12 protein-coding genes are annotated in these 13203 nt (G+C 67.3%); 4 read left to right on the top strand and 8 right to left on the bottom strand.

What is annotated here, in order from left to right:
- Positions 1–107: 107 nt before the first annotated feature.
- The 5 genes from BLW38_RS06405 to BLW38_RS06385 form a co-directional block, all read right to left on the bottom strand.
- A complete protein-coding gene (locus tag BLW38_RS06405) occupies positions 108–1709 on the bottom strand; it encodes a coiled-coil domain-containing protein (RefSeq protein ID WP_143040822.1) in 1602 nt (533 codons plus the stop codon).
- Positions 1710–1714: 5 nt separating this feature from the next.
- Positions 1715–3370: an FtsZ/tubulin family protein gene (locus BLW38_RS06400; RefSeq protein WP_092816117.1), complete on the bottom strand. Its 1656-nt coding sequence runs from the start codon at positions 3368–3370 to the stop codon at positions 1715–1717.
- Positions 3371–3514: 144 nt separating this feature from the next.
- Complete coding sequence (locus BLW38_RS06395; RefSeq protein ID WP_218143035.1) at positions 3515–5503, bottom strand: hypothetical protein; 1989 nt, start codon at positions 5501–5503, stop codon at positions 3515–3517.
- 204 nt (positions 5504–5707) lie between these two features.
- The gene (locus BLW38_RS06390; protein ID WP_092816115.1) at positions 5708–5953 is read right to left on the bottom strand and encodes a DUF5816 domain-containing protein; all 246 of its coding nucleotides are present in this window, start codon (positions 5951–5953) and stop codon (positions 5708–5710) included.
- A 44-nt stretch (positions 5954–5997) separates the two neighbouring features.
- Entirely contained in the window at positions 5998–6375 is a 378-nt protein-coding gene (locus BLW38_RS06385; RefSeq protein ID WP_092816113.1) for a HesB/IscA family protein, read from the bottom strand.
- A 99-nt stretch (positions 6376–6474) separates the two neighbouring features.
- Between BLW38_RS06385 and BLW38_RS06380 the strand changes: the two genes are divergently transcribed.
- From BLW38_RS06380 to BLW38_RS06365, 4 genes are all read left to right on the top strand, one after another.
- A complete protein-coding gene (locus tag BLW38_RS06380) occupies positions 6475–6804 on the top strand; it encodes a 4Fe-4S dicluster domain-containing protein (RefSeq protein ID WP_021074781.1) in 330 nt (109 codons plus the stop codon).
- Between the two features lie 234 nt (positions 6805–7038).
- Entirely contained in the window at positions 7039–7440 is a 402-nt protein-coding gene (locus tag BLW38_RS06375; RefSeq protein WP_092816111.1) for an ArsR/SmtB family transcription factor, read from the top strand.
- Complete coding sequence (arsB, locus tag BLW38_RS06370) at positions 7433–8581, top strand: ACR3 family arsenite efflux transporter (protein WP_092816109.1); 1149 nt, start codon at positions 7433–7435, stop codon at positions 8579–8581. Before BLW38_RS06375 ends, arsB begins: the two co-directional genes overlap by 8 nt.
- Before the next feature lie 157 nt (positions 8582–8738).
- Positions 8739–9155 carry an arsenate-mycothiol transferase ArsC gene (locus BLW38_RS06365; RefSeq protein ID WP_245710092.1) on the top strand — a complete coding sequence of 139 codons (417 nt, stop codon included), beginning with the start codon at positions 8739–8741 and terminating at the stop codon, positions 9153–9155.
- Here BLW38_RS06365 and BLW38_RS06360 read toward each other — a convergent pair.
- The 3 genes from BLW38_RS06360 to BLW38_RS06350 form a co-directional block, all read right to left on the bottom strand.
- Entirely contained in the window at positions 9152–10390 is a 1239-nt protein-coding gene (locus BLW38_RS06360; protein ID WP_177167454.1) for a cystathionine gamma-synthase, read from the bottom strand. The two genes, BLW38_RS06365 and BLW38_RS06360, sit on opposite strands and share 4 nt — an antisense overlap.
- Before the next feature lie 171 nt (positions 10391–10561).
- A complete protein-coding gene (rqcH, locus tag BLW38_RS06355) occupies positions 10562–12724 on the bottom strand; it encodes a ribosome rescue protein RqcH (protein ID WP_092816105.1) in 2163 nt (720 codons plus the stop codon).
- A 48-nt stretch (positions 12725–12772) separates the two neighbouring features.
- Positions 12773–13153: a CBS domain-containing protein gene (locus BLW38_RS06350; protein ID WP_092816103.1), complete on the bottom strand. Its 381-nt coding sequence runs from the start codon at positions 13151–13153 to the stop codon at positions 12773–12775.
- Between the last annotated feature and the right edge of the window lie 50 nt (positions 13154–13203).

Genomic DNA, 13203 nt, shown 5'->3' with positions numbered 1-13203 from the left:
CGGTGACAGGTTCTGTCGGGGTGACGGATCCCTCCAGCGTCCGTCCGTTTCGATCCCGGCCCAGCGTCCCACCGGTCGGCCCGCCGTGAACGTCGGAGCGCCGACGCCTACCCACGGAGACTCCGCAACATCACGCTGTACTGGTTCTGCTCGTAGAGCCCCTCGATGTGGTCGATGACGGCCTCCGTCACCGTACAGATTCCGTCGGCACGGGCCGGCTCTCCGGCGTTCAGTCGTTCGGTCGCCTCCTCGAGATACGTGTCAGCGATCGAGAGGAAGTACAGCGGGATGCTGTGGTTGTGATCCGATCGTTCCTCGACGTACGCCGTCTCGATCGTCTCGCGACGCTCGCGAAGCGAGGCCACACGATCGTGGACCGCCTCCGTATCCGCTTCCGCGCCGGAGCCGGTCGTCGCCTCCAGTGCGCCCAGGAGCTGTCGGTCGTAGAAGGTCAACTCCTCGTGAGCCGCGACCAGGAGGACGCGGTTGGTCTCGTCGATCCGGTCGATCCGTGAGTCCAGCTCCTCGACGCGGTCGGCCAGCCGGTCGACGATCGGCCCCTCGTGATCGGCCAGCCGGTCGTCGATCGTCCCCGCAAGCGTGGAGACGTCTCCGGGGTCGACGCTGTCGAGCAGGCTTCGTGCGGTCGCCAGCTCGTCGAGCCGCGTCGCGGCGGTCTCGAGCGCGTCGGTCGTCGGCTCGACGCGCCCCGCCTCGAGCGCCTCGAAGAGGGTGCGCGCCTCCCGTGACCGCGGCGCCGTCGACTCCCGAGCGCGTCTGACCGCGGTTCGAACGCTCTCCGAGTCGTCCGTCGAGCCCAAAGCCGTCCCACCGCGGGATCGGTCGTCCCGCCGTCCGTCTCCCTCGATCGGTCCCGTCCCCCGACTCGGTCCCTCTTCCCACCCCGGTCCCTCCCCCCGACTCGGCGTCGACCCTCGACTCGGCGTCGACTCCCGCTCGCGCACCTTTCGGGTCGCCTCCCGAACGCGGCGGTCGAGCGTCTCGTCGTCGTCCACCTTGACGTCGACCGCCGCAAGCAGCTCCGTGACCGCCTCCTGGAGCCGGTCGCGGCCGTTCTCCTCCCGTCGGTTCCGCCTCGACGCGTCCCGGCGTCGTTCGGCGAGTTCGGCGACGTCCTCGACCCCGTCCGTCCGGTCGACGACGTCCATCGCCCGCTCGTGGGCGTCCAGGTGCTCGAGGGCCGTACGGAGGGTCTCCTCGACCTGCTCCTCGGTGGCCCGTCGCGAGCCGGACAGCTGATCGAGCAGCCGGCTCGACACCGATGCGCTGGGGCGAACCTCCCGGGAAACGCTCCGCGCGGCCTGCCGAACCGTTTCGGCCTCGGCCGCCGCCCGATCGCGACCGCCGGTACTGCCGCGTCCGCCGGTGCCGGCGCGTTCGCTGCGTCCATCGTTCCCGCGGCCGGGGGCGGACCCCTCGATCCGGATGCGGTCGGTTTCAACCGCCCGGCGTAGCGATTCGGCCTTCTCGACCGGGTCGGAATCCGGCGACGGTCCGGCCGACTCGGGCAGGTCGGCGGCGGAGACGAGCCGATCCATCGACCGCCCCAACGTGTCGAGCCGCCGTTCGACGTCGGCCGCCGATGCCGAGGCGCCGAGCCGGCTCGCGATCCGGTCGATGTCGTCGCCGTCGTCGCTCGACCGGTCGAACAGGCCCAAAAAGACCGTCGGTAGGGTATTCACGGGCATCGTTCTCAGGCCATGTTCTCCCGGCCCAGACAGGAGAACAGCGGCTCGACGTCCTGCCAGACCGCACGAAGGTTCTCCGCCTGCTGGCTGTTCCCCTCCTTGATGTTCTTTGCGTGGTCGTACATCCGCTCGAGCGAGGGCATCCGCGGGTTCCATAGCGTTCCCCACAGGTAGACGTCGTCGAGGTCCGGGGTGACGAGCTGCTCGACGTGGATGTCGATCGACTCGGTCCCCGGCTGGTTGGCCGCATCGAGGAAGTCCTCGCTGGCGAGGATGTCCCGCGCAACGCCATCGGAGACGAGCCGGGAAACCTCCTCCATCTTCCGTTCCGGACCATACAGGAGGAAGGTGCCGCCCCAGGCCGTCTCGGGGTCGAACTTCGCGAGCCGGTTCTGATACAGGGCGTTCGAGACGAGCGTCTCGAGTTGCGATCGGTTGATCGTCTCCCCGCGTGCGCGACCGAGTACCGGAGCAAGGATCACCGCCGGCCGGTGGTCGGCGTCGAGGTCGAGCGGATACTTGTCCTCGACCGGACGGAAGCTGTCGGCGACGTCGAAGACGTCGCCGTGGATCGCCATCGAGGCGTCCTGTTTGACGAATTGCGGCGTCGAGGACATCGTGAACGCCTCCAGGAACGCCACGAGCGGTCGATTGAGGTCGGCGTAATGGGGCGGATTGTACTCCCGAAGCCCGTCGATCCGCGGGGTGATGTCCGCCCCCGCCGCCTCCAGGCGCTCGTTATCGAAGGGGACGATCGCGTCGACGGCGGCCGACATTCTGGCCAGCCCGACCACGCCGTTCACGCGCGCCTTCCCGCCGGACATACCGTTGTTCCCGCCCTCGGAGGGGATCACGACCGACGAGAGCAACGCCTTCGAGATGACGTAATCGTCGTTGAGCACCTCCTCGCGGATCTTCCGGGCCAACACCGGCGTCGACCCGCACCCGGTCCCCTTCGTGACGCTGTGAACGAACATGATCGCCTGTGCGTCCTGGAGCGTCTGGGGGTCCATATCCCACCGTTCACGGAAGGGGTTCCGGCCGTCCTCGAAGTCCCGCTCCATCACCTTCTTGCCGTGGTCCCATCGACGGCCCATTCCCTGGTAGCCGTGGGCACCCTGGCCGATGATCGCGTTCATCATCAGCTGCTGGCGTGAGTAGCCGCGCTCCTCCTGGGCGTAGTAGGTCTGTTCGAGCTCGGCGATGTTGGTGTTGAGGATGCCGTAGCCCGCCAGCCCGCCCTCCCAGATGAGCGCGCGGTTCTCGTTGTTTCGTCGCAGCGTGTCCCGTCGGAGCAGGACCGCATCGAGGATGTTGTTCCCGGCGCCGCCGACGCCGATCATGAACCACTTCTTCCCGTAGCTGTCCTCGAAGTCGACGTCGAACTCGGCGTCGCTCGGCGGATCCGGGTCGTCCTCGGCGGGCGGGTCCGACGACGTGCCGGGGATGTCGGCTCGGCGTTCTCCGTCCGAGGGGTCGTCGGCGTCCGCCTCCGCCTCGGGATCGACGAGCGGGTCGCCGTCCTCGAAGAGGCGATCGTATCGGTCGGTATAGACCGCGCGGATCGCAGGCTGTTCGTCCCGGTGTGCCGCGAGGAGGTGGTCGTCAAGGTCGTCATCCTCCCACTGTGAGTCGGGGAGTGAGCAGATCTTACAGCGCATAAGCGAGTATACCGTATACCTGTCAGGACGATAGCTTAAGTGTAGGGGAACGGTCGAGTCACGTCATCGCGACCGACGAGCTCCGCCCATCGGTTGGCCCCAGCCATCGGTCGATCCCAGCCATCAGCCGGCTCCGCCCATCGATCACCCGTATCGCTCCGTGTACCGGTCACGGGCCGTCCGGATCGCGTCGGTCGCCTGATGCTCGTCGGCGACGACGACCTCGAAAAACGCGGGCGGGTCGGGATCCTGCAGTTCCACCTCGGTTATCAGGTCGGATTGGTTGCGCAGGAACCGTTCGACGTTCTCGAGCATGTCCGGCTCCGCGATCGTCGTCGGGAGGTCGTCGATCTGGTACTGCACCCGATCGCCGTCGGTCGCGCGTGCGTGTTCCTCGAGCTCCCGCAGGAAGTACAACGCGGCGTCGAGGACCTCCTCGGGCCGTTTGGTGGATGACGCATCCACATCCGCGTCACTCCCGACTCCGCCCGAGATCCCGTCGTCGACGGTCGACTCGGGACCGTCGGCGTGTCGGCTCTCCTCGCGATCGGCACCGGTGTCGCGGGTCGTATCGCGGGTGCTCCCCCGTCCGAACGCGGACCCGGCGTCCGTCTCGTCGTCGCCGTCGCCGATCCGGACCCGGCCGTCCGTCACGCTGACCGACCGATCGTGGGTCTCCCCCATCGCCTCGGCGACCGCCTCGACGGCTGCCGAGTCCACCGCCGCGGGTACGTCGACGCTCGACCCGCCGTGCTGGACCCGTCCGTCGAGCGCTCGGAAGAACTCCGCGGCCGCGACGAGTCGTTCGCTTTCCGCGTCCGCCTGCTCCAGCAGTCGCTCGCACTCGTCGAACGCGCAGTCGTGCAACGCGTCGGTCGCGTCGCCGAGCGTCCGCTCGATCGCGGTGCGGCCGGTGATCGACTCCTCGCGGTTCTCGACCAACACGTCGCGTGCGCTCGATCGGACCGACTCGGGGAGCCGGTCGAGCTGCTCGTCGACGGTCTCGAGCCGCGACCGGACGCGTTCGATCGTCGCATCGGCCCGCTCCTCGTGGTCCGTGAGGTGTGACTCGACGCGATCGAGGTGGTCGGCCGCCGCCCCGATGGCCTCGCCCACGTCCGGAAGGGGTGTGCCGGTCTCGAGTCGCTCCTGGAGGACCGTATCGATATCCGCCGTTCTGACGGCGGCGCCGTCCGGAGGCAACGACACCTCGCGATATCGGGACGGGAGGTTCGCGAGGGTGTACGCGCCCCCGTATCGCGACCGGACCGTGATGTCGCCGAATTCGGTTCGAACGCCGGAGACGACACGCTGTCGAAGGTCGTCGGCGATCCGATCGACGGCCGACTCGGGATCGAGGGAGTCGACACGCGACTCGAGGTTCGAGACCTCCTCCCGGCGCCGGTCGGGGTCCTCGATCCGCTGGATGCGGTCGATCTCCGCGCGGAGATCGTCACACCGCTCGTGGAAGCGGTCGGCGGCTGATTCGGCCTCGCCGACTCCGGTGGGTGCCACCGGCTCGAGGTCGTCGAGCGACCCGACCCGCTCCTCGAAGGCCGTCTCGAAGCGCTCCCGGGCGTCGCCGATGCGTGCCTCCAGCTCGCCGAGCCGGCCGGACGTCTCCGCGAGGACTTCCTCGGACCAGTCGTGTATCCACGCCGCGGAGACGACCAGAGCGGTGGCGAGCACGGGGACCGCGAAGAAGACGACGAGCTGGCCGGCGGCGATTCCCGACCCGAAAAGCGGGGAGTAGACGCCGAAGAACAGTACGAGATAGAGGATCGACGCGAGCCCGGCGGCGCCGAACGCGAGGTCGCGATGGTCGAGGGCGATCATCGCGGCGCCCTGGACGATCCACGCGATCGTGATGAGAACGAACAGCGCCGCGACCAGCGATGGTTGGTCCTTGAACACCTCCGCTGCCTGGAAGACGACGTCGATCGAGTAGATCGGATCGAGCACGCCACGGAGACCGAGCGTTTCGGCGGTCAGATCGAGCAGCGACAGGACCGTCTGGACGAAGGTCACGAGCAGCGGGACCCCGGCGATCCCCCACGCCACGATCGAGACGTCGAGGCCGTCATCGAGGCCGAAGCCGGATCCGATGTCGGTATCGAGGTCGAAATTCGTCATTAACTGGACAAGATCGGCGAGGCGTATTAAAAGTGTGTAGGCCCGGTTGTGCCGAGCCGATCGTCGATCGCCGTCACGCACGGTGGCCGTCATTCATCGGAGCGTCACCTCTCGGCGTCACTCGTGAGCGGCGTCACCTCTCGGCGTCACTCGTGAGCGGCGTCACCTCTCGGCGTCACTCGTGAGCGGCGTCACCTCTCGGCATCACTCGTGGGCGGCGTCCCACTCCTCGGGCTTTCGCATATTACCGCATTCGGTACACTCGATCCGTCCCATCGTGTCCATCGCGGTGTCGAGGCTCTCACAGTTCCCGCACAGGAATCCCCACCGCGTTTCGCCGCGCTTGTCGGCGTAGACGATGTAAAAGGGCCCCTCGCTCCCACGGTCGCCGGCGCTTCGGTCGACGTAGACCCGATCGCCGTCGGGCGACGTCACGGCGTCTCGCTCCATACGGTGCGGTACTCGAGCGACGGTATAAACGGTGGCGTCTCGGACTACGTCCGGAACGACTCCCCGCAGCCGCACTCGGAGACGACGTTGGGGTTCTCCACGTGGAAGCCGGCGGCCTGGAGGCCGTCCTCGTAGTCGAGGGTGCTGCCGCCGATGTAGTCCTCGCTTGCGGGATCGACGAAGACGCGCAGCCCGTGTCGCTCGACCACGGCGTCGTCGTCCTCCGGTTCCGTGTCGAACCGCATCCCGTAGGAGAGCCCCGCACAGCCGCCCTGCTGGACGAACAACCGCAGTCCGCTGATGTCGGTATCCATCCCCTCCTGGCGCATCAACTCGAGCGCCTGTTCGGCTGCGCTCGGGGTCACTACGACCGTGGACTCGGCGCCCGCGTCACCGTCGCCGTCGGCCGTCTCGGTACTCATACGAAGACGTTCGGCGTCGACGATAAAAACCCTGGCGCTCGTGTGAGCGTCCCGTCCCCCGGCCGTTTATATGTCGAGGCCCACTTCGTTCGGATACCGATGGGTATCGATCCGAACTTCGAAACCAACCGCGAGGACGTGGGCGAGGAACACGAGGTCACCGTGTGGGGGCCGACCGACCCGCCCGAGGAGCTGGGGATCCGGGGGACGCACGTCGCTGTCGATTTCGACATCTGTCTGGCCGACGGCGCGTGTCTCGAGGACTGCCCCGTCGACGTCTTCGACTGGGTCGACACCCCGGGTCACCCCGAGAGCGAGCGCAAGGCGAACCCGACCGACGAGGAGCAGTGCATCGACTGTATGCTCTGTGTCGACGTCTGTCCCGTCGACGCGATCGACGTCGATCCCGGCCGCGAGAACCGAGTGTGACGCAGCCCGGATCCGATTCGTTTTAGGATCTATTCAACTACTTCGCTTCGAATAACCGATCACACTCCGTACGTATCGGACACGTGTCAGTCGAGAGATCGACTACTGATCCGTATTTGGGCTCTATAAACCCGAACAGTGCCGAATTCTCCGTGTTTGTCTACATACCGCTTGGATCCCCTCTATATCCAACGACCGAAACAGTTACTTGAACAAGTATTCAATCAACTGCCGATGGCGCACGCGACACAACGACTCCAACGGTATCTCGAGGACGAACTCGAGGAGTGCCGCAGCGAGGACGTCGATCGACGTCTGGCGGAGCTCGGCACGCTTGAGGCCGCGCTCGGCAGCGACCGCGTCGAGGCGGAACAGGACGTGCTCTCGGCGCTTGCCTCGGAGACGCGGTACACCCTCACTCGTGTCCTGGTGGCGGCCGAGGAGGAACTGTGCGTCTGTGAGCTTCACGCCGTCGTCGACGTGAGCGAGAGCGGGCTCAGCCACGCCCTCTCGACGCTCGCCGACGCCGGGGTCGTCGAGGGGCGAAAGGACGGGCGCTGGAAGAAGTACCGAGCCACCAACCGCGCGGTGGCGCTCGTGACCGTTCTCGAAGGGAGCGTGAGCGTCGGTGAGTAACGTCGACCACGAGCACGGCCCGAACTGTGGCTGTCCGGACTGCGGGGACCCGCGATCGATGGATGTCCTCGACAAGTACCTCACCGTCTGGATCCTCGGCGCGATGGCGGTCGGCGTCGGGCTCGGCTCCGTCGCACCCTGGGTCACGCAGCCGATTCGGGACCTTCACCTCGTCGAGATCGGGCTGATCCTGATGATGTACCCGCCGTTGGCGAAGGCCGACTACTCGCGGCTGCCCACCGTCTTCAGCAACTGGCGCGTGCTCGGCCTCAGCTTGGTCCAGAACTGGCTGATCGGGCCGACGCTGATGGTCGGGCTCGCGGTCGTCTTCTTCGGCGGCGTCGTCCCCGGCCTCCCGGCGCGCCCGGAGTTCTTCCTCGGACTCGTGTTCATTGGGATGGCCAGATGTATCGCGATGGTCCTCGTCTGGAACGAACTCGCGGACGGATCGACCGAGTACGTCACCGGCCTGGTGGCGTTCAACAGCCTCTTTCAGATCCTCACCTACGGCGTGTACGTCTGGTTCTTCGCGCTGGTGCTCCCGTCGATTTTGGGCCTGGAGTCGCTCGTCGCCGGCATCACGACCTTCGACGTGACGCCGATGCAGGTGTTTCGTGCGATCGTCGTCTTCCTCGGGATCCCGTTCCTCGTCGGCTTCCTGACCCGCTTCGTCGGCACACGCCACAAGGGGACCGAGTGGTACGAGGAGACCGTCGTCCCCGCGATCGACCCGCTCACCCTCGTCGCGCTGCTGTTCACGATCGTCGTGATGTTCGCGACCCAGGGCGGCGCCATCCTCGCCGCGCCGGGCGACGTACTGCTGATCGCCGTTCCCCTGACGATCTACTTCGTCGTGATGTTCCTCGTGAGCTTCGGGATGGGCCGGGGGATCGGCGCCGACTACTCGACGACGACCGCGATCGGCTTCACCGCCGCCTCGAACAACTTCGAGCTCGCGATCGCCGTCGCGGTCGCCGTCTTCGGCGTCGGTTCCGGCGTCGCCTTCGCGACCGTCGTCGGCCCCCTGATCGAGGTCCCCGTCCTGCTGGCACTGGTGAACGTGGCGCTGTTCTTCCGGCGCCGGTTCGACTGGGACGGCTTCGACGCCGGCAGCCTGGAGACGTCGCCGACGGACGACTAGCGGACGCGAACGGTACCCCGGATCATCCACTATGCCACCCGAACCCAACGCAACCGACCGTACTGCAACCGACCGTACTGCAACCGACCGCACCGTCGATTCCACCGACGCAACTTGCTCGAACGACGCGGACGACGATCCCGTCCGCATCGCGTTTATGTGCGTCCGGAACGCCGGCCGGTCCCAGATGGCGACCGCCGTCGCGGAGCGCGAACGCGAACGCCGCGGACTGACGGACCGCGTCGAGATCGCCACCGGCGGTACCCAGCCCGCCGACCACGTCCACGAGGAGGTCGTCGAGGTGATGGCCGAGGTCGGGATCGACCTCTCGAACCGGACGCCGACCGCGATCACGATCGAGGAGCTGCGCTCCTGCGACTACGTCGCCACGATGGGCTGTTCGACGCTCGACGTCGGCGAGCTCGGCGCGGACGCGAACGTCGACGTTCGCGACTGGGCTCTGCTGGATCCCGACGGGGAGGACCTCGATCGAGTCCGGGAGATCCGCGAGGAGATCGCCGGTCGCGTCGAGGACCTCTTCGCGGAGATCGCCGCGGACGACGACGCAGCTTAGAAGGCGGCGTCGAACGCCTGCTGGAGATCCGCCTTCATATCGTCGACGTGTTCGATCCCGACGGAGACGCGGATGAGGCCGTCCGAGAGCCCGGCCGCGATCCGCTCCTCGCGGGGGATCGCGGCGTGGGTCATGGCGGCGGGCTGTTCGATCAGGCTCTCGACGCCGCCGAGCGACTCCGCGAGCGTGAACACGTCGGTCTCGGCGACGACCGTCGAGCCCTGTTCGAGGCTGCCGTCGAGCTCGAAGGAGAGCATTCCGCCGAAGTCGTCCATCTGCTCGCTTGCGAGCTCGTGTTGCGGGTGGCTCTCGAGGCCGGGGTAATACACCCGCTCGACGGCCTCGTGGTCGTCGAGCCACCGGGCGAGTTCGGCGGCGTTCCCGCAGTGCCGGTCCATCCGGACCGGGAGCGTCTTGATCCCGCGGAGCACGAGGAAGCTGTCGAAGGGACCGGGGGTCGCGCCCACCGAATTCTGATAGAATCCGAGCTTCTCGTCGAGTCCCTTCCCGTCAACGATGAGCGCGCCGCCGATCGTGTCGGAGTGGCCGCCGAGGTATTTCGTCAGCGATTGCGAGACGATGTCCGCGCCCAGTTCGAGGGGGCGCTGAAGATACGGCGTCGCGAAGGTGTTATCGACCGCACACAGCGCGTCGCCCTCGTGGGCGATCTCGGACAGGGCCGCGATGTCGTTGACGTTCATCAGGGGATTCGTCGGCGTCTCGACCCACACGAGCTCCGTCTCCGGGCGCATCGCGTCCGCGACCGCCTCGTGGTCGGTCGTGTCCACGAACGTGGTCTCGACGTCGTACTGCTCGTACACCTGCGTGAGAATGCGGTGGGTCCCGCCGTAGACGTCGTCGCCGGCGACGACGTGGTCGCCGGACTCGAGCAGGTTGAGGACGGTGTTGATCGCCGCCATTCCCGATGCGAAACACCGCGCGTGGGTTCCCGACTCGAGGTCGGCCAGGTTCGCTTCGAGGTCGGTCCGGGTCGGGTTCCCGGTACGGGAGTACTCGTAGCCTCGGTGTTCCCCGGGCGCGTCCTGTTTATACGTGGAGTTGGCGTGAATGGGCGTCATCAGCGCGCCGGTCTCCGGATCGGGCTCCTGGCCCGCGTGGATCGCGCGCGTCTCGAACCGGCGGTCGGCTCGGTCGCCCTCGGTCGATCCTCCATCGGTCATCCGATCGCCGCTCGCGGCGCCGTCGGCGTCCTCGTGATCGGTCTCGTCGCTCATACCGGATCCTGATCGGGCGGCCGTGTGACTCTTGCCCTTTCCGTCGGCGTTTGCCGCCGTTTCGGTCGGCGGTCGTCTCGATCGGTCGTCGTCCCGATCGGTCGACCGGTTCCACATTCGGATCCCGCGTTCGGATCCCGGATTCCGAATCCCGAATTCCGGGTCCGCCGCTCACTCGATGAGCTCCGAGCCGCCGGGCGGGAGGAACTCCTGGATCAGGTCCGCGCTGGCGACTTTCCGAACGAACGACTGGTCGGCAAACCGGTCCTTGAACTCCCGGTAGACCATCATTGCGGCGTCGTTCTGGGCGTACATCCCCGGCTCCAGATCGACGCTCGTCGCCACGCGGTCGCGGATCGCCGACGGCGGTCCGCCGATCACCTGCGTCACGGGTTCACACTGCACGCCGACCGCGACCCGGGAGGGAACGTCCTCGAAGTAGGTCCGGTCGCCGCGAATCGCGAACCCGCCTTTCTCGAGGTACTCGCCGCTCTCGGGCGTCTTCGAGACCTGGTCCGGCTCGACCATATATGCGTCGCCGGCGCCGCGGCCGTCCTTCCAGTCCGAGGAGTACGAGACCGCAAACTGCGCCGCCTCCTCCAGGCTCGCGTCGGGGAAGTCGACCGGCTCCGAGGACTCGGAGGGACCGGACGCCTTCAAAAGGGTCACCGGCCCGCCGTGTGCCTGCGTGTGGAAGAAGCGGTCGTGTTTGTCCATATACTTCTTCACGAGTTCCTCGTTCTGATCGGCGTTGCGCCCGCCGATCACGAGGAAGTCGTCCGACGTCCGGAACCACCGGAACCGCTCGTACCAGTCGTCGGTCGTCCGGATGGGGATCGACGAGCGGGACAGCCAGTCGATCTCGCGGTCGGCGTCCTCGGCGTCGCTCGCGTCGCCGTCGCCCTCCGGACCGTCCTCCCCCGCCGCGTCCGCGTCGGTCGGGGCGCCGTCGGATGCCTCCCACTTGGCCTGGCGCTCGCGAACCGATTCCAGTTCCTCGCGGGTCGACTCGATGGCTTCCTGTGCGCCGGCCTTCTTCCCCTCGATCCGCTTGGCCTCCTGGTAGAGCCGGTCGGCGTTCACCTCGACGCCCGCGGTCGCGTCGAGCTCGACCGTGGTGTCGTCCAGTCGGATCGTCACGGTCCCCTCGCTGCCGTCGACGTCCTCGACCGCCTCAGCGGCCGGAATGTCTCGCTCGGCACCGTCCGCGAGCGTTTCCCCGATCGCGTCCCAGCTCAGCCCCTCCTCGCGGGCGGACTGCACCGTCGAGAGCACTTCGTCGACGAGGTCGTAGTTCGCGTACAGCAGCTCCGCGCGCTCTCGTTCGGCCTCGGCCTGCTCCTCGAAGCCCTCGATCGCGTTCTCCTGCTGTTCGATGATGCGCTTCTGTTTGGCGATCTCCGCCTCGAAGTCGGGCTTTTCGGGCTCCGCCGCGCCGGTTCCGCCGTCCTTGCCGCCGCCTCCGCCGTCACGATCGAACCGGTAGAAGTAGTCGTCGAGGGCGGCGTTGAAGGAGTCGAAGGACTCGCTCGGCAGGTCCTCCCGTTCGGCGAGCGGGAACGGGGTCACGTCGACGACGCGGCCGTCCTCCTCGTAGACGCGGGGGTCGAACTCGCCGGACCGAAGGCGCTCGTCGATCCGGGCGATCGCGTCGTGGAGGTCGCGGTAGGTCGACTCGTCGGCGTCGGCGATGTCGAGCGTCTTCTCGACGCCCGCCCGCGAACAGACCTCCTCGGCGTAGAGCCCGCCGAGGTTCAGCTGCGTCGCCAGGGTGCGCACCACGTCGGTGTCCGACTCGTCCATCCGCCGCGAGAAGGTCTCGAGGGGGATCTCAAGCGGGTTGAGTCGCGAGGACGGATACTCGTACTGTGCACCGGGCGCGACGGTTCGGGACTTCAGACGGACCGTCGAGAGCGCCTGGACGACCTCGCCCGTCTCATCGAGCACCGCGATGTTCCCCTGCCCGAACAGCTCCGCGACGATCCGGGTGTCCTCGTCGCCGCGCTCGAACTCGAAGGTGAGTATCCGGTCGAACTCGTACTGTTCGACCCCGACGAAGTCGGCCCCCGAGAGCCGGTTCCGCAGCATCTTCGCGAAGTTCGGCGGGCGCCCCGGCGCGTCCGGCACGTGCTCGGCGTCCGCGACGTGTGCCCGCTTGCACTCGTCGACCTCGATCAGCAGCTCGACGCGACCGTGGTCGAAGTCGCGGAGCTTCAATCGGAGGAGGCTCTCGGGATAGAGGTAGGCCTTGTCGACCTTCGCGCCCGTGTACCGCCCGAGTTCGGTGACGAGCGCGCGCAGGTCGATGCTCGACAGTTCACGTTTCGGTTCCATACCGGTCCCACACGCGGCCGCGGAAAAGGCGTGTCGTTCCGGGCCGCCTCACGCGAGCTGGGTCGTCAGATCTGTGGTGGAGACCATCCCGACGTAGTCGCCATCGTCGTCGATCACCGGCAGATGCTTGATCCCGAAGGTGGTCATCATCGCGGCCGCCTCCGACAGGTCCTCGGCGGTCGTGATCCGCTCGACCGGCGCCGTCATCACGTCGCCGACCGTCGTCTCATCGAGATCGGCCCCCTCAGCGACGGCCGCGACGACGTCCGTGGTGGTGACGATCCCGGCATCGACGCCGGGAACGAACAGTGCATTGATGTCTCGCTTGCGCATCCGTTCGGCGGCCTCCCGTACGGTCGCGTCCGCGGCGATCGTCTCGAGCGGTGCCGTCATCACGTCGGCGACGGGGGTCTGCGTTGTGGATGCCATATCGGATTACGGACCGCCCTGCGCTTGTGCCTTTCCCTCACGCGATCGCG

The sequence above is a fragment of the Halopenitus malekzadehii genome (assembly GCF_900108505.1).
Classification (GTDB): Archaea; Halobacteriota; Halobacteria; order Halobacteriales; family Haloferacaceae; genus Halopenitus; species Halopenitus malekzadehii.
Note: the sequence above shows the minus strand (reverse complement) of the source record. Positions and strands in the feature narration are given on the sequence as shown.